Origin of the sequence: Neotabrizicola shimadae (assembly GCF_019623905.1) — a bacterium.
Classification (GTDB): Bacteria; Pseudomonadota; Alphaproteobacteria; order Rhodobacterales; family Rhodobacteraceae; genus Neotabrizicola; species Neotabrizicola shimadae.
In genome coordinates this window covers 1668116-1684229 of record NZ_CP069370.1, presented here as the reverse complement: position 1 = coordinate 1684229, position 16114 = coordinate 1668116, and the positions used below count along the sequence as shown (strand labels likewise).

At 66.0% G+C, this 16114-nt stretch carries 14 protein-coding genes; 3 read left to right on the top strand and 11 right to left on the bottom strand.

What is annotated here, in order from left to right; genetic code table 11:
- The 8 genes from JO391_RS08095 to JO391_RS08060 are packed head-to-tail and all read right to left on the bottom strand — an operon-like array spanning position 1 to position 10308.
- Positions 1–1119 (bottom strand): ABC transporter ATP-binding protein, encoded by a 1119-nt coding sequence (locus JO391_RS08095; RefSeq protein WP_220663982.1) that lies wholly within the window; start codon positions 1117–1119, stop codon positions 1–3.
- Between the two features lie 4 nt (positions 1120–1123).
- On the bottom strand, positions 1124–2224 hold the full coding sequence (locus tag JO391_RS08090; RefSeq protein ID WP_220663981.1) for a polyamine ABC transporter substrate-binding protein: 1101 nt from the start codon (positions 2222–2224) through the stop codon (positions 1124–1126).
- Between the two features lie 38 nt (positions 2225–2262).
- Entirely contained in the window at positions 2263–3480 is a 1218-nt protein-coding gene (locus JO391_RS08085; protein WP_259444858.1) for an aromatic ring-hydroxylating oxygenase subunit alpha, read from the bottom strand.
- A complete protein-coding gene (locus tag JO391_RS08080; RefSeq protein WP_220663980.1) occupies positions 3477–4616 on the bottom strand; it encodes an aromatic ring-hydroxylating oxygenase subunit alpha in 1140 nt (379 codons plus the stop codon). Before JO391_RS08080 ends, JO391_RS08085 begins: the two co-directional genes overlap by 4 nt.
- The gene (locus tag JO391_RS08075) at positions 4616–5800 is read right to left on the bottom strand and encodes an aminomethyl transferase family protein (RefSeq protein ID WP_220663979.1); all 1185 of its coding nucleotides are present in this window, start codon (positions 5798–5800) and stop codon (positions 4616–4618) included. The genes JO391_RS08080 and JO391_RS08075 overlap by 1 nt, the downstream gene beginning before the upstream one ends.
- Before the next feature lie 5 nt (positions 5801–5805).
- The gene (locus JO391_RS08070) at positions 5806–7356 is read right to left on the bottom strand and encodes a phytoene desaturase family protein (protein ID WP_220663976.1); all 1551 of its coding nucleotides are present in this window, start codon (positions 7354–7356) and stop codon (positions 5806–5808) included.
- A complete protein-coding gene (locus JO391_RS08065; RefSeq protein WP_220663974.1) occupies positions 7343–8959 on the bottom strand; it encodes a phytoene desaturase family protein in 1617 nt (538 codons plus the stop codon). The genes JO391_RS08070 and JO391_RS08065 overlap by 14 nt, the downstream gene beginning before the upstream one ends.
- Complete coding sequence (locus tag JO391_RS08060; RefSeq protein WP_220663972.1) at positions 8956–10308, bottom strand: aspartate aminotransferase family protein; 1353 nt, start codon at positions 10306–10308, stop codon at positions 8956–8958. The genes JO391_RS08065 and JO391_RS08060 overlap by 4 nt, the downstream gene beginning before the upstream one ends.
- Positions 10309–10435: 127 nt before the next feature.
- Here JO391_RS08060 and JO391_RS08055 point away from each other — a divergent pair, with 127 nt between their 5' ends.
- Positions 10436–11101, top strand: a complete 666-nt coding sequence (locus JO391_RS08055; RefSeq protein WP_220663970.1) for a TetR family transcriptional regulator C-terminal domain-containing protein — start codon at positions 10436–10438, stop codon at positions 11099–11101.
- A 102-nt stretch (positions 11102–11203) separates the two neighbouring features.
- On the opposite strand, the gene JO391_RS08050 is transcribed toward JO391_RS08055, so the two are convergent.
- Positions 11204–11548, bottom strand: coding sequence for a hypothetical protein (locus JO391_RS08050; protein ID WP_220663968.1), 345 nt, complete (start codon positions 11546–11548; stop codon positions 11204–11206).
- A 318-nt stretch (positions 11549–11866) separates the two neighbouring features.
- On the opposite strand from JO391_RS08050, the gene xseA reads away from it, so the two are divergent.
- Positions 11867–13435: an exodeoxyribonuclease VII large subunit gene (gene xseA / locus JO391_RS08045; RefSeq protein WP_220663966.1), complete on the top strand. Its 1569-nt coding sequence runs from the start codon at positions 11867–11869 to the stop codon at positions 13433–13435.
- 3 nt (positions 13436–13438) lie between these two features.
- On the opposite strand, the gene JO391_RS08040 is transcribed toward xseA, so the two are convergent.
- Together JO391_RS08040 and JO391_RS08035 are read right to left on the bottom strand one after the other, a co-directional pair.
- A complete protein-coding gene (locus JO391_RS08040) occupies positions 13439–13840 on the bottom strand; it encodes a hypothetical protein (protein WP_220663964.1) in 402 nt (133 codons plus the stop codon).
- A gap of 49 nt (positions 13841–13889) precedes the next feature.
- A complete protein-coding gene (locus JO391_RS08035) occupies positions 13890–14933 on the bottom strand; it encodes an alkane 1-monooxygenase (protein WP_220663962.1) in 1044 nt (347 codons plus the stop codon).
- A 159-nt stretch (positions 14934–15092) separates the two neighbouring features.
- Here JO391_RS08035 and ftsY point away from each other — a divergent pair, with 159 nt between their 5' ends.
- A complete protein-coding gene (gene ftsY / locus JO391_RS08030; protein WP_220663960.1) occupies positions 15093–16103 on the top strand; it encodes a signal recognition particle-docking protein FtsY in 1011 nt (336 codons plus the stop codon).
- The last annotated feature ends 11 nt before the right edge of the window (positions 16104–16114 follow it).

Here is a 16114-nt window from a genome sequence, read left to right as displayed (position 1 = left end):
CTACTCCGTCAACAGGATGGCCGAGGCCGGATCGAAGGACAGCCAGACCGGGTCTTCCCAGCTTGCCGCCCATTCGCCGGTGCGATGGGCATTCACGGCATGGACCGAGATCATGGCACCCGTGGGCAGTGTGATGCGGTACAGGCTGTCCTTGCCGAAATAGGCGATGTCATGCACCTGCCCGGCAATGACATTCGGCCCCTGGTGTTCGTGCCGCGTCAGGCGGATCTTCTCGGGTCGCAGCGCCACGGTCACATCCTGCCCGACGCCCAGTCCAGGGATGGACCGCGCCTCGATTACCATGCGCAGATCGGCGATTTCGACCTTGCTGGTCTGGCCATGGATCTCGGCCACACGGCCTGCGAAGGTCGTGATCGACCCGATGAACCCGGCAACGAACCGGCTCTTGGGGTATTCGTAGATCTCGGTCGGGCTTCCCACCTGTTTCACCACGCCGCGGTCCATCACCGCGATGCGGTTCGACAGCGTCATCGCCTCCTCCTGGTCATGGGTGACCACGATGAAGGTCACGCCCGTTCGGTCCTGGATCGACATCAGCTCGAACTGGGTGTGTTCGCGCAGCTTCTTGTCCAGCGCGGCAAGCGGCTCGTCCAGCAGAAGAAGTTTCGGCTGTCGCGCCAGCGCGCGCGCAAGGGCGACGCGCTGGCGCTGGCCACCCGAGATCTGGTGCGGCTTGCGCTGCGCGAACTCGGTCAGCTTCACCAGGTCCAGCATCGCGCGCACACGGTCGCGACGTTCCGCATCGGACATCTTCTCGTGCTTCAACCCGTAGCCCACGTTCTTTTCCACCGTCATGTGGGGGAAAAGCGCGTAGGATTGGAACATCATGTGCACCGGGCGGTCCCAGGGTGGAACCGCGCCAAGGTCTTGGCCGTCCAGGAAGATGCGGCCTTCGGTCGGCACCTCGAACCCGGCCAGCATCCGCAGAAGCGTGGTCTTGCCGCATCCGGACCCGCCTAGAAGGCCGAAGATCTCGCCCTTCCGGATGTCGAGGTTCACCTTCTTCACGGCCTCGAACGTGCCGAAGCGCTTCGAGACCCCTTCGATCCGCAGGAAGGGCTGTGCGGCCTGCGGGGCCGCCTCCGCATTGGCCGCCACTTTGTCAGCCGGCCTTGATTTCGGCCCAGGCGCGCGTCAGGTCACGCTCCTGTTCGTCGGTCATCGGCAACGGCGTGTACATCCGGCTCAGCGTATCGTGGTCGGGGTAGATCGCCGGGTCGTTCAGGATGGCCGGATCGACAAAAGGCTTCGCCGCGGCATTCGCGTTGGCATAGCCGGTGAAGTTGGTTGCCGCCGCAATGACCTCGGGCTGCATCATGAAGTCGATGAACTTGTACGCGTTGTCGGTGCTGGGCGCATCGGCCGGGATGGCCAGCAGATCGAACCACGCCGGGGCACCGGTCTTGGGCACATGGTAGGCCAGGTTCATCTCGATCCCGGCCTCTGCCGCGCGGGCCTTGGCCACGGCGTAGTCGCCCGACCAGGTGTTCGCGACGCACAGCTCGCCATTCGGGATGGTGTTCAGGTAGTTGCCGTTGTCGAAGGTCGTGATGTACTCGCGGATCGGCTTGAACGCCTCGATCAGCCGCGCATACTCCGCCGGTCCTGCTTTGTTCGGGTCGATGCCCAGCCAGCTCATCACCGCATAGCCAATGTCGGTCGGGCTATCGAGGATCGAGATCCCGCAATCCGCCAGCTTGGCCGCGTTCTCGGGGTTGAAGATCGTTCCCAGGTCCGAAAGGTCGGCATCGGGCAGACGTTCCTTCACCATGTCCAGGTTGAAGGTGAACCCGACCGAGCCCCACATGTAGGGCACGCTGTGCTCGTTGCCCGGATCGTAGCCTTCGACGATCTTCATGATCTCGGGATCAAGGTTCTTCCAGTTCGGCAGCTTCGAACGGTCCAGCACCTGATAGATGCCCGCCTTGTTGAACTGCGGCATGGACTGGCCCGCCATCACCACCACGTCATAGCCGGTGGAGCCCGCCAGCATCTTGGCCTGCATCTCTTCGGCGCTGCCATAGAGGTCGTAGTTGACCCCGATGCCGGTTGCGGCGGTGAAATCATCCAGCGTCGTCTCGCCGATGTAATCGGCCCAGTTGTAGACGTTCACGCTGCCCGATTGCGCCCAGGACGGGCGGACCCAAGGCATCGCCAAGGCGCTGCCCAAGGTGACAAGTGCCGTGCGGCGGCTCAGTTTCATCTCGTGCTCCCCGTTTTGATCATATTTTGTGTCGAAGGTTAGCCGCTGGATTCTGTCTGTCCAATCAATTCGGCATTCCTTGCCGCTACGTCCGCTTCAATGGGCGGTTCCGGCAGCGTCATTACCGGGATCAGGCGCCGCAGCGCATCATGATGCCGGCGCAGACCCCATTCCAGGTCCGAAAGGTGAAAGCCCTCGAAAGCCGAGGACAGCATGGATTCGTCCGACCAGATCGACAGTTGCTGATCCTCTGCCGAGGTGTCGCGGTCGATGCGCGACGCGAGATAGCGGGCAAGGCGCGTCGCCCGGTCCTCGCCAGGCTGGCGATAGGTGCGCGCAGTCAGTCGGGTGCGCCGGGCCGACAGCGGAATGTCCTGATAGAACTGCGCGCCTTCCGGCGTAAAGGCGAAGACAGTGTTCGGGAACAGGCCGTAATACGTCCAGGCCTTGCGCAGGTGTGGGGGCAGCCAGTCCTGTTCGGGGCGCACCGCATTGTACTGCTTCACCGACCACAGCCGCGCCGGCCGGTCGCCGAACTGCCCGACCGAGACATGCAGGTCGCCGGGCAGATAGATATCGCGGTAGTCGCGGCCATACAGGTCCTGCAGCGCCGGGTGAGCAAGGGGGACATGATAGCCCTCGTTGTCCACGTCGCGGATGGACTTCCAGTTGACCGGCAATTCGGTCGTCCAGTCCGGCACATCGACCGGAAGAAGACCCTCGCTGCGATAGGCCGCAAAATCCGCGTCATAGGGCGCCAGAAGCTCGGCCACCTTAGGTTGGGGGCCGGGGTGGAACCGGATGAACAGGAAGCCGTGGAAGATGTCCAGCTCCACCGGCTTCAGCCCGAACTTCGCCTTGTCCAGGTTCGAGAAGGTGGCGGGCTGCGACACGCCGCGCAATGTGCCGTCGGTGTTGTAGACCCAGCCGTGGAACGGGCAGACCAGAGCGCCCCGGCAATGACCCTGCACCCCCTCGACCACCCGCGCGCCCCGGTGGCGGCAAAGGTTGTGGAAGGCCCGGACCACCCCGTCCTGGCCACGCATCACGATGGCGCGTTCGCCCAGAAGCTCGAACCCCAGCCAGTCGCCCGGCGCAGGGATGTCGTTCTGATGGCCCGCGACCTGCCAGTGGGTCAGGAACAGCTTCTGCTTTTCCAGCTCGAACAGGGCAGGGGAGTGATAGGTCCAGGCCGGAAGTCCCCGGCGGTCCCAGTCATTCGGCACGGACAGGCCCTGCATTGGGTGGTCGGTCATGGCGACGTCTCCATTTCACGCAGCACCCAGCGGTCGAAATCGCGGATCGCGTATTCCTCTGGCATCAGGCGGCCGGCGCTGTAGGCAGGCGAGTGCAGGCCGCGCTGGTTCAGTTCCACCACCTCGGCATCCTGCGCCAGCACGATCTTGGCGAAGGCCGCCACTTCGGCGGCGTCAAAGCGCGGCTGATCCAGGGTTTCCTGCGGGAAGTACCATTCCGCCGTGACCCGGGTCAGTTCCGGCCCCAACGGCTCGAACGCGATGGCGCGAACGTAATCGACATGGGCGACGATGAAGACGGTGGGGTAGAGAGTCACGAACAGGAAGCCCGCCTCACGCTGCGACCGCGTCAGGCCGGGGAATTCCGGCCCGCAGGGCGCGCCCGACAGAGTCCATGTCGCGGCACCGGGGCGCAGCGTCGGGCGCAGATCATCCTCGGGCGTCCAGTCCGGTTCCTCGTTCTGGCTCATGATGCCCTTCTTGTAGATCGGCACCAGGTCGCTGAGTTCGAGGTGAATGCTCGCGCAATGCAGGCATTCGTTGTAGTTCTCCCAGAGTATCTTCCAGTTCCCCCTCACTTCGTTGACCGAGCGGTGGCCGGTCACCAGGCTGTCCATCGGCCAGTTGTCCAGCGCGGAAAGCCCGGTGTCGGGCTCAAGGTCGCCTGCCTGCGGATCGAGGTTGAGGAACATGAAGCCGTTCCAGACCTTCACCGAGACCGGCGCAAGGCCATGCTTCGAGCGGTCGAAATCCTGTGTCGGGTTTGCATGGCCAACCGCCACCAGGCGACCGTCGCGGGCGGCATAGGCCCAGGAGTGATACTTGCAGGTGACAAGCTTGCCCATCGGCTGCTCGGCCTTCGCGCAAAGCTCGGCGCCGCGGTGACGGCAGACATTGTGGAAGGCCGACACATCGCCCTCGGCCGTGCGGCACAGGATGACGCTCGCCTCGCCCACTTGCCGGCGCTGCATCGTTCCGGGTTTCAGGTCGTTCAGGCGGCCGGCCCAGACCCAGTTGCGCGCCCAGATCGTGCGCAATTCGCGTCGGTACCAGTCCGCGTCGAAATAGGCATGGGCCGGCAATGTTGCCGGGCAGTGATCCATGATCGGCGATTGCGGATGTCGGTGCTCGGTCATCAGAACCTCCCCGGCGGTGTGGAGCGCTTGCGGTCGGGGTTGAAGAACGGCCGCTCGACAATCGTCACCGGCAACATCAACTTGACATATTGCAGCTCGCGCAGGGCGTAGATTTCAACCCAGAGATTTCCGCCCGCCAACCACTTCCGTTCCACATGCGCCAGCGCCAGGTTACGCTTGGTGATGGGCGACCAGGCGGCGGCGGTGATGAAGCCCGCTTCGGTCTTCTTGTTGTGATAGATCAGCGAACCCTCGGCGCTGACATTGCCCTCTATGTCCAGGCCCACCAGCGCCCATTTCGAGGACTTGGCCTCCTTCTCGGCCAGAAGCGCGCGCTTGCCGGTGAAGTGCCCCTTGGTCCAGTCGATCATCCAGTCCAGCCCCATTTCCAGGGGCGAGCGCACGCGATCCTCGCGAACCGCCTGGTGGGCAGGCACGAAATCCATGTTGGTGATGATGAACCCGGCCTCGATCCGGGCCAGGTTCAGCGCATTGGTGCCGATGGGCCGGATGCCCCAGGGCTTGCCTGCCTCGAACAGGTGATCCCACAGCTTCAGCGCCAGTTTCGGCGCAATCCAGAGTTCATAGCCCAGATCGCCGGTAAACCCGGTGCGCGAAACCGTGAGCGTGCCGCCCTCGAAGTCGAAGGAGGCCATGCGGAACGGCTTCAGGGTCCAGACCGGAAACCCCGCCGCCTCCAGCACGGCCGCCGTGCACGGGCCTTGCAGGGAAAGCGCCGCGATATCTTCGGTTTCCTCGACGATCTTCACGTCAAACCCGAAGGCGGAATCCAGCAGCCACGGCAGATGCCGTTCCTGGCAGCAGATGCGGTAATCGTCTCGCCCCAGCCGGAACAGGGTCCCGTCATCCACCAGTTTTCCGGCATCGTCACACCAGACGGTGTAATGCACCCCGCCCACCGACAGCTTGGCCGCGTTCCTGACCGTCAGGCGGTTCAGGTAATCGGCCGCATCCGGCCCGGTGATACGGTACTTCACCATCGGGCAAAGGTCATAGACCGAGGCCGCGTTGCGGATGGCGGTGTATTCCATCGCCTCGTCGTCGTAGACCAGCGCGGTGGTATAGCCCGCCCAGTGCCCCCACTCGTTCAGCTTGTTCGCCGCCGCTGTGCGCGCATGGAACGGCGTCTGCAGCAGGGGGGTGCGGAAATGTGTCTTGGCCATGGGTTTCATGCCCGCACCTCGCGGATGATGCGCTCGGCGGCGTTCCAGCCCGCCGCGCCGGAAATGCCGCCGCCGGGATGGCTGCCGGCCGAGGCCAGCCACAGGCCGGGAAGCGGAGTCTGATACTGCGCGATGCCCGGCACCGGGCGCAGGAACAGCATCTGCTCCACCGCCAGCTCGCCATGGTGCCAGTTGCCGCCAATCATGCCGAAGCGCTCCTCGATCTCCCAGGGCATCAGGAATTCGACATGGGCGATGCTGTCGCGCAGGCCGGGGGCGTGGTCTTCCAGCACCGCCAGAGCGTTCTCCAGCATCGCCGCCTTCGCTGCTGCCCGGTCCTTCGGATCATGCGGCGCGAACTGAACCACGGCCGACAGGACATGTCCGCCCTCGGGGGCATGGCCACTCTCGAAGGCAGAGGGCACCACCACCTCCATCACCGGCCTGTCGGGCACCTGCCCGTATTTCACCGGGTTGAACGCCAGTTCGACGGCGTTCAGCGTCGGCGCCAGCACAAGCCGCGACCGCAGGTCGGCACCGCGGAAGTCGGGCTTGGCGGTCAGCGCCAGATGCAGCTTGGCAGCGGCACCCCGCGATTTCTGGTGGCGCACATCGTTGATGAGGCCAGTGTCCAGATGCCGCGGCCCGGCCAGATGCAAGAGCGTGGTCTTGGGACTGATGGCCGAAACGACCAGCCCGGCGTGCAGCACCTCCCCATTCGACAAGCGCACCCCCGCGACCTGTTCCGCCTCGAACACCAGGCGTTCAACCCGCGCGTCGCGCAGCACCGTCACACCCTTGGCGGCCACCGCCTTGGCCATGGCTTCGGCAACGGAACCCGTGCCACCGCGCGCCCAGGCCAGCGCCGCTTTCTGCCCGTTCACCTCGCCCGCCAGCCGGTTCAGCAGAAGGATCAGCGAGTTGGGCGAGCGCGGCCCCATCCAGGCGCCAAGCGTCGCGTCAAACCCCAGCACCGCCTTCAGCCGGTCGTCGGTCAACTCGTCCTGCGCCACGTCCCAGATGTTGATCAGGATCATGCGAAGGAATTCGCGGAACTGGTCCTTGCCCAGCATCCGCACGCCCAGGCCCAGCTTGGCCAGCTTGGCCCAGTCATTGCCGCCATTGGCCGACAGCCGCGGCGGGGGCAGGGCCTTGAATGGCTCCAGCACACTGGCAAAGGCCATCAATTGCGCACGAAGCGCCTCCCAGGCCAGGCGGTCCTGGGCGCTGACGTCGCCCGTCAGCCGCGCGCCATAGGCGCCCTCCATCACCAGGTGGTCGCCCGTGCCCGATACCGCCGTTGTGGCGATGGGCAAAAGGCTCAGGCCCTGCGCCGACAGGTCCATCGCCCGTGCCACCCGCGCATCCAGCAAGTTCACCAGATGGGCCAGCCCCGGCGCACGGTAGCCCGGTGCGAAGTTCCAGCCCGCCGCCCCGCCACCAAGGGCGCCCGAAGCTTCCAGGACGGTCACCTTGCGGCCCGATCCGGCCAGCCGGAAGGCACAGGCGAGGCCGTTGGTGCCCCCGCCGATCACGATCGCATCAGAGGACGGCATAGGCTTCACTCATGTCTTTGGCAGGCGCGTGCATGTCGCGCAGAATCTCGGCCGCAGCGTTGCGCCCCGGCGCCCCCATGACCCCGCCGCCCGGATGGGTGGAGGACCCGCATATCCACAGATCCTTGATCGGACTGCGATATTGCGCATAGCCAGGCACCGGCCGGTTGAAGAGCAACTGGTCGAAGGTCAGCTCGCCCTGGAAGATGTTGCCCTCGGTCAGCCCGACTTCGGCCTCCAACTCGCGCGGGGTGCGCACCTCGACGTGCAGGATCGAGTCCCTGAACCCCGGCGCATACTTCTCGATCTGGTCGATGCAGGTCTTGCCAAAGGCGTCGCGGTCCGCATCCGTCCAGTCGTTCCCCTCGATCTTGGGCGGGGCATACTGCACGAAGCACGACATGAAGTGCTTGCCCGGCGGGGTCATCGTCGGGTCGATCATCGTGGGGATCATCATGTCCTGGAACGGATCGGCGCTGAAATGCCCGGCTTTCCAGTCGTCATAGGCGCGTTCCATCTTCTCGATGGAATCGGTGAAATGCAGGTCGCCCCGGATGTTGGGTGCGCCTTCCGGCAGGGCCGGGAAATGCGGCGCCCGGTCCAGCGCGATGTTCAGCTTGCCCGAGGACCCCCGGATCTTGAACGCCTTGACCCGCTTCACGAAGGACGAGGGCAGTTCCCGTTCGTCCACATGTTTCAGGAAGGTCCGCTTCACATCCATGTTGGACACGATGCGCTTGCCCCTGATTTCGTCGCCATTGGCAAGCGCCACGCCTACCGCGCGACCGTCCTTCACCAGGATCTGCTCCACGCCCGATCCGGTGCGGATCTCGCCGCCCTTGGCCTTCAGGCTGGCCGCCAGCGCCTTGGTGATCGACCCCATGCCGCCCCGGGCAAAGCCCCAGGCGCCGACGTTGCCATCCACGTCGCCCATGTAGTGATGAAGCAGCACATAGGCCGACCCCGGCGACATCGGACCCAAGGCGGTGCCGATGATGGCCGAAACCGCGAGATAGGCCTTGATCACCGGATGCTCGAAATAGCCGTCCAGGAAATCGCTGATCGACATGGTCCAGAAGCGGATGGTGTCCTCCATCTGCCGCTCGGACATGCCGAACAATTGCTTGCCCAGCCAGGCCAGTTCGGAAATGTCGCGCGGGCGGAAGCTGGACGGATCGGCGGGCGTGCGCAGCAGGGTGGGGCGGATGAACCGGCAGTGCCGCAGCACGTCGCGGGAATAGCGGTCATAGGCTTCAGCATCGCGCTTCGAATGGCGGGCGAATTCCCGGCGGTTCGCGTCATGGTCGCGGAACATGCCCAGGTAGTCGCCACCTTCCATGAACACCGCACCGCCTTCATAGGGCAAAACCTGCAGCCCATATTTCGGCAGTTCCAGATCCCGCATGATCTCGGGGCGGAACAGGGACGACACATAGGAACAGTTGGAATAGGTGAAGCCCGGATACAGCTCGCGCGAAACCGCCGCGCCGCCGATCCAGTCGTTCTTCTCCACCACGCAGACCTTCAGCCCCGCCCGCGCCAGGTAGCAGGCCGCGACAAGGCCGTTGTGCCCCGCGCCCAGGATCACCGCATCATAAGTCATTCTGCCGCCGTGTCCTCGATGTGCTGGAGCGTCAGGTCCACCGCCATGTCGACCGCCTTCAGCGTGTCGGTCAGGCAGGTTTCGTCCAGGCCATGCGCCTCGCACATGAACCAGGGCTCGCGACTGTCGGGTTCGCAGATCACGCCCAGATCGTGCAGATAGTACGCCATCTGGTCGTAGAACGAGTAGTCCGAGGTCTTCCAGTCGCGGTAGTTGTCCGGTGGGGTTTCCGCGAAGAACAGGCCGAACATCGAGGGATGCCCGGTATAGGAATGCACGATCTTGCGCGCGTTCAGGATGTCGGAAATCCCCGCCTTCAGCCGCTCGCCGTAGTTGGCAAGCGTCTCCAGCGCCGGGGTTTCATCCAGGATGCGCAGGCATTCTTCCGCCGCCGCCAGCGAAACCGAATGGGCCGTGTACGTTCCCCCGTGCGAGGCCCCGCCATAGCGGAACGTGCGCATCACCTCTTCGCGCCCCGCCACGACCGAGATCGGATAGCCGTTCGCCACCGCCTTGGCGAAGGTGGTGATATCCGGTGTCACCCCCATGATGCCCTGGATGCCACCCTTGCCGACGCGGAAGCCCGACTTCACCTCGTCGATGATCAGCATCACGCCATGCTTCGTGCAAAGCTCACGCGCCAGTTGCACATAGGCAGCCTGCGCCATGATCGAACAGCAATTTCCCTGGATCGGCTCGATCAGCATGGCGGCGAATGTGTCGCCATGGCGGGCGAACACATCCTCCAGCCGCTGGAAATCGTTCATCGGTGTGATGTGGGCCAGCTTCTTCACCGTCTGGGGAATGCCCTTGCCGTAAGGAACAAGCTCCGGGTCGGTGTTCGACCCCAGGTCCCATTCCTCCATGTTCGACATCCACATCGCAGCGTCGAACAACCCATGATAGCCGCCTTCCACCAGCAGATAGCTCTCGCGCCCCGTATAGGCGCGGGCCAACCGCAGCGCCGCCATCACCGCCTCGGTGCCCGAGTTCGAGAATCGTACCAGCTCCGCCGCCGGCACCATCTTGGAAATGCGGTCGGCCACGATCAGCTCGCGCTCGGTCGACAGGGCAAAGACCCCGCCCACTTCCATCCCCCTGCGCGCCGCCTCGTCCACGCGGTCGTCGGCATAGCCCAGGATCGCCGGGCCGTAACCCAGCCGGTAATCGACATAATTGTTGCCGTCGATGTCCCAGGTCCGCCCGCCCTTGCCGTGATGGACATAGATGGTCCGGTCGTCGCCCCAGTAGCGGAAGGTCGACGACACCCCCAGGGGCAGCCGCTTCACGGCGCGCTGGAACTGGGCGTTGGACTTCGAAAGATCGCGGTGCGGGATGGGCATTGCCATGTCAGGTCCTCCTGGATTCAGGGTCGCAGGGTTTTGACTGGTCTGTCAATCAGGTTTTCGCTGGCCCTTCCCAACGTCACAGATTACGCTACATGTCAGCGCGCCTTCCGTTTGTGCAGGACTGTTCATGGACATCGCCGCCGAGAGTGCCGAAAAGCCCGAAGCCCCGCCGCGCAAGGCCAGCCGCGAGGCGCGTCGCGTTCAGTTGATCGAGGCGACGATCGAGGTCCTGGCCTCGAAGGGCTATTCCCGAATGACCTTGACCGACGTGGCCAAGCTGGCCGGCCTGAGCCACGGCCTTGTCAACTTCCACTTCGAGACCAAGGAAAAGCTCCTCGCGGAAACCTTGCGCTATCTTTCGGACGAGTATCGCGAAAACTGGATGGCCGCCCTTGCCGGGGCAGGGCCGGGGCCCGCGGAACGCCTGCACGCCATCCTCGCGTCTGACTTCAACTCGGCGATCTGCACCCCCGCCCGCCTGGCCGCCTGGTGCAGTTTCTGGGGCGAGGCGCAGAGCCGGCCGATGTATCAGGAAACCTGCGGCGCAAAGGATCTGGACTACGATGCGCATCTCGTAGCGCTTTGTACCGAGATCTGTGCCGAGGGCGGCTACAGCTGCGACCCGGTTCGCGCCGCTCGTGTGCTTCGCCTGTGCACCGAGGGTGGCTGGCTCGACCTGATGACGATGGTCACGCCCTATTCGCAGGCCGAGGCGCAGGCGACCGTGATGGCCGCGGCGGCGGCCTTCTTCCCGCAGCACTTCACGGACGCGGGTCTGAAGCCGGGCGCCTGACGGCGCACCGCCGGAGCATCGGCAAAACAACAGGCCCGGCCCCCGCAAGGGGACCGGGCCACAGGCCGCGCGCGAGGCAAGCCTTGCCGCGCGCGGAAGGCATCAGTTCGACAGGCCGAGGATTTTGTTGATGTCGGCCTTGCCAGCCGGCGTCGTCGGGTCGACGCACATCAGCTTGACCAGTTGGTCCAAGGTCAACGTGGTCACGTCAAAGTCGCCGTGGCCATAGTCGCTCAGCATCACGTGGGCCTGCTCCTGAAGCTGCCCCAGGGGCGTGTTCGGGCACTGGTTGATGTCGAAGTGCGTATCCTGGGCGAAACCGACGGTGGCGGCCAGGACAAGCGCGGCAGCAGCAATGATGGTACGCATCTTCTTCTCCCTCTTGTTGCGCGATTTCTCGCAAGGCACACATTGCTCCATAAGTTCGCAAAGTGCCTTGATCTGCATCACCAATCCCCCATAAATGCCTTGATTGTAATCATATTAATAAATCAGAATCCGTGATAACGAGGCGCGTGGTAGGCGCGAATCACCTTCAAGTAATTGATAAAAGTAGGAAAATCATGGCTCGGCGCCCAAACTCGCCGCGCCACACCCATTTCTGTCCCACGCAACGCGCAAGCCCGCTGCCTCAGGTCGGATCGGCGGCAGGCAAAACCCAGACCGGTCGCGTCGGCGCCGCCAGGCTCAGGTCCGGCCCACACCGGCTTGGCCTTCCCGGCCGAACCTCTTAGTCTCTGCGCCGGAACCTTGTCGGCGGTATCAATGGCCCTTTTCGAAGACCCCATCCCGCATGAGCCTTCTTCGGGCAACCAGCCGGAATTCACCGTCTCCGAGCTTTCCGGCGCCGTGAAGCGGGTCATCGAGGGAGAGTTCGGCCTTGTCCGGGTGCGCGGCGAAGTCGGGCGCGTGTCAAGGCCGAGTTCGGGCCATCTCTACTTCGACCTCAAGGACGGCCAGGCCGTTCTGGCCGCCATCGCCTGGAAGGGCCAGGCCACCCGTCTGCGCCAGCCGCCGGAAGAGGGGCTGGAGGTCGTGGCGACCGGGCGGCTCACCACCTTCCCCGGCCAGTCCAAATACCAGATGATCGTCGAGGATCTGGCATTGGCCGGCGCTGGCGCGCTGATGGCCATGCTGGAAAAGCGCAAGGCGCAACTGCAGGCCGAGGGCCTGTTCGATCCCGCCCGCAAGAAGCCCATCCCCTACCTGCCGCGCGTGATCGGGGTCGTCACCTCGCCCTCGGGTGCCGTGATCCGCGATATCCTGCACCGCCTGCGCGACCGCTTCCCGCGCCCCGTGCTCATTTGGCCGGTGGCCGTACAAGGCGCGAATTGCGCGGCCGAGGTCGCCGCCGCCATCCGCGGCTTCAACGCCCTGCCCGAGGGCGGCCCGATCCCGCGTCCCGATGTGCTGATCGTCGCGCGCGGCGGCGGCTCCATCGAGGATCTCTGGGGCTTCAACGAGGAAGCCGTCGTCCGCGCCGCCGCCGAAAGCCGCATCCCGCTGATCTCGGCCGTGGGCCACGAAACAGACACAACGCTCATCGACTTCGCCGCCGACCTGCGCGCACCCACCCCCACCGCCGCCGCCGAACTGGCGGTTCCCGTGCGGCTGGACCTTGTGGCCACGCTTGATGGCTTCTCCGCCCGCCAGAGCCAGGCGCTGGCCGCCGCCATGCGCCGCCGTGATGAACGCCTGCGCGATCTGACCCGCGCCCTGCCGCGCCCCGAGGCCCTGGTGCAGGCCCCGGCGCAGCGGCTCGATCTTGTCTCGGGCCGGCTGGCCCAGGCCCTGGCCACCCGCATCGCCCGCGCGCGCGGCCGCTTCGACCCTGCCGCCGCGCTCCTGCGCCCGCGCATCCTCGCCGACCTCTCCCGGCGTCTCCAGGACCGACTTGCCGAACGTGGCCGCAGCCTCGACGCCACCCAGGACCGCCGCGCCGAACGCGCCCGCGACCGTCTGGCCGCGCTCTCCGCCCGTCTGGACGGCGGCCTCGCCCGCCTTGTCACCGGCGCCGCCCGCGACGTTGCCCGCGCCCGTGCCGACCTGGCTGCCCTGGATGCCCGGCGCGAGGCGGCACAGGCCAGCCGCCTCGCCCGCCTGAGCGACCGGCTGGATGCCCTGGACAGGATGCGCACCACGCTCGGCCCGACCGAGACGCTGAAGCGCGGCTTCGCCATCGTCCGGGGCGACGGCCATGTTGTCACCGGCAAGGGTGCCGCCGAACGCGCCACCGCGCTGGAGATCGAGTTCCACGATGGACGCCTGTCCCTCGCGCCCAAGCCCCCCCGCCGCAAAGGCGGCGGCGAAGCGGCGCAGGGCAGCCTGTTCTAGGCCTCAGGCCCCGACCTCCGGGCCGGGGCAGCTCATCGGCTCGGGGCTCTGCGCCACTTCCTTCAGGCGCGCGCCCTCGGGGTCGCCGTCGAACCGCGCCGTCAAGCGCCCGCCGTCGTCGAAGAACTGCCAGCAGGCGGGCTCCGGGTCGTCCTCGTACAGAAAGCAGATCCGCCCCGCGGTCTCTTCCCAGATGCCCCGCACGCAGTCGTCCCCCTCGAATGCCCAGATCACCCGGTTTCCCGGCAAGTACTGCTCGGTGCCATAGACCTTGCCGTCCACCGCATAGGTCATCGTCCGGCCCGTTGTCCGCGCCTCGAACTCGCCGCCGGTCAGCGGCGCCTCGCCCGCCCCGGCCACCAGCGGAATCAGCAGAAGCGCAAGCGACAGGTTCAGGGCGTGCATCTCGGTCTCCTTTGCCGGCCACGCTATACCACCGCAGCCGGTCAGGGTTTCAAGCTTCCGTGCGCCAGGCCGCAAGACGCGGCCGCACGAGTGATTTCCACAAGGGCGGCACCAGCGCGATCGAACAGGCCACGGGCAGGGGCCAGGGCAGCATCGGGGCCTCCTCAGGCGCGGGCAGGCGCAGGGCAGGGTAGGGCCGGGCAGGATGCGCATGGTGATCCGAATGCCGTGGCGCGTTCAGCATCAGGGCCGAGCTGAACCAGGCCCGCGCGTTCCAGGAATGACGTGGCCCCACCGGCTCCAGCCGGCCATCCGTGCGCCGCGCCCGGCTCAGCCCATAGTGCTGCACATAATCCGACAGCAGCAGTTGGAGCTGCGCATGAACCGCCAGTCCGGCCCAGACCGCGACACCGACCCAGCCCGCAAGCACGAAGGCCAGCCCCAGCACCCCCGCCGCCCCCAGCACATAGACGGTGTAGGGCGTGATCCTCTGTCCGGGCCGCAACGCCCGTTCCGCCAGCCAGCCCGCGCGGAACGATCCCGACCAGGCCCGCAGCGCAAAGCGGTAGAATCCTTCGCCCGCCCGCGCCGTATTGGGGTCTGCCGCACTGCCCACATGCCGATGATGCACCAGCCGGTGGGCCGAGGCATGGTGGCCGAACAAGAGGCTCACATAGACCGCCACCCCCAGCCCGAACAGCCCGCGCGCGCGCCGGTGGATCAGCTCATGCGCGGCGGGAACAGAGACCTGGCCGAACCAGAGCCCGAAGCCCAGGAACAGCGCCAGCCGCTCCCAAAGCGCCAAGCCCCCCGGCCCGGCGATCAGCCAGACGGCCAGCGGCAGCGCCGCCAGATGCAGCCCCCCCAGCAGGACCAGCAGCGCATCGCCCGCAGGGAACTCGGCCCCCTCGGGTGCGTCGGCTGCCACAAGCGGGATCACCTGGTCGATCAGCATGACCAGCACCGTCATGTAGCCCAGCCCCGCCAGTGCCAGCCAGCCGCCCTGCACCAATCCCGCGACCAGCAGGGGCAGGGGGGCCAGCGCCACAACGGCAAAGGCGGCAACGGGCAGGGGCGGCAAGGTCCGTCTCATGCGAATCCCGGGCGAAAGGGCCACGCCGTCTTCCTGCCCCAGCCCCGCCTTCCATGCCAGCCCCCGGAATGCCGCGCCGCAGGGACCACCCGCGCCGCGCCCCCTTCCCATGTCCCGCCCAAGGGATTAGGTGACGAAAAACCCCCGGAGGCCCGGCCGATGTCCTTCTTCAAGAAACTGCGCGAACGCATGTTCCGGTCGTCGGACAAGATCGGCGAGGGGTTGGAGGCGATGGTCGCCGAAGAGACCCCCTCCGCGCCCGCGACCCTGCCTGAACCCGAACCCGCCAGGCCCGGCCTGATCGGTCGCCTGTTCGGCCGTGGCGAGGACGAGCCGAAGCGGCTGTTCGACGATGCCATGCTGGAAAACCTGGAAGAGCTGCTCATCCAATCCGACATGGGCGTGGACACGGCTCTGCGCGTCGCCGCCAACATCGCGGAAGGCCGCCTTGGCCGCCGCGTCTCGGCCACCGAACTGCGCGAGGCCCTGGCCGAGGAAGTCGCCCGCATCATGGAACCCGTCGCGCGCCCCCTGCCGATCTATCCAAAGCGGCCCCAGGTGGTGCTGGTCGTCGGCGTGAACGGCTCGGGCAAGACCACCACCATCGGCAAGCTCGCCAGCCAGTTCCGCGCCGCCGGCAAGTCGGTGGTGATCGCCGCCGGCGACACCTTCCGCGCCGCAGCGGTGGAACAGCTGCAAATCTGGGGCAACCGCGCGGGCGTCCCGGTTCTGACCGCGCCGGAAGGCTCCGACCCTGCCAGCCTCGCCTTCGATGCGCTGACCAAGGCGCAGGAAACGGGCGCCGATCTGCTGCTCATCGACACCGCCGGACGACTGCAGAACCGCGCCGACCTGATGGAGGAACTGGCGAAGATCGTCCGCGTCTTGCGCAAGAAGGACGAAACCGCGCCGCACAATACACTTCTGGTGCTGGATGCCACCACCGGGCAGAACGCGATCAACCAGGTCGAAATCTTCCGCAAGATCGCCGATGTCTCGGGCCTCGTGATGACGAAACTCGACGGCACAGCCAAGGGCGGCGTGCTGGTGGCTCTGGCCGACCGCTTCGGCCTGCCGATCCATGCCATCGGCGTGGGCGAGCAGATCGACGACCTCGCCCCCTTCGACCCGCAGGATTTCGCCCGCGCGCTGGTGGGCATCGACGGCTGATGCTTGCCCGG

Bases quoted from the DNA above. Each gene is read 5' to 3' on its own strand.
- JO391_RS08060 (WP_220663972.1), bottom strand. From the start codon at position 10,308: ATGGCAATGCCCATCCCGCACCGCGATCTTTCGAAGTCCAACGCCCAG.
- JO391_RS08055 (WP_220663970.1), top strand. From the start codon at position 10,436: ATGGACATCGCCGCCGAGAGTGCCGAAAAGCCCGAAGCCCCGCCGCGC.
- ftsY (WP_220663960.1), top strand. From the start codon at position 15,093: ATGTCCTTCTTCAAGAAACTGCGCGAACGCATGTTCCGGTCGTCGGAC.
- JO391_RS08090 (WP_220663981.1), bottom strand. From the start codon at position 2,224: ATGAAACTGAGCCGCCGCACGGCACTTGTCACCTTGGGCAGCGCCTTG.
- JO391_RS08040 (WP_220663964.1), bottom strand. From the start codon at position 13,840: ATGCACGCCCTGAACCTGTCGCTTGCGCTTCTGCTGATTCCGCTGGTG.
- JO391_RS08035 (WP_220663962.1), bottom strand. From the start codon at position 14,933: ATGAGACGGACCTTGCCGCCCCTGCCCGTTGCCGCCTTTGCCGTTGTG.
- JO391_RS08085 (WP_259444858.1), bottom strand. From the start codon at position 3,480: ATGACCGACCACCCAATGCAGGGCCTGTCCGTGCCGAATGACTGGGAC.
- JO391_RS08070 (WP_220663976.1), bottom strand. From the start codon at position 7,356: ATGCCGTCCTCTGATGCGATCGTGATCGGCGGGGGCACCAACGGCCTC.
- JO391_RS08080 (WP_220663980.1), bottom strand. From the start codon at position 4,616: ATGACCGAGCACCGACATCCGCAATCGCCGATCATGGATCACTGCCCG.
- JO391_RS08065 (WP_220663974.1), bottom strand. From the start codon at position 8,959: ATGACTTATGATGCGGTGATCCTGGGCGCGGGGCACAACGGCCTTGTC.
- JO391_RS08075 (WP_220663979.1), bottom strand. From the start codon at position 5,800: ATGGCCAAGACACATTTCCGCACCCCCCTGCTGCAGACGCCGTTCCAT.
- JO391_RS08050 (WP_220663968.1), bottom strand. From the start codon at position 11,548: ATGCAGATCAAGGCACTTTGCGAACTTATGGAGCAATGTGTGCCTTGC.
- xseA (WP_220663966.1), top strand. From the start codon at position 11,867: ATGGCCCTTTTCGAAGACCCCATCCCGCATGAGCCTTCTTCGGGCAAC.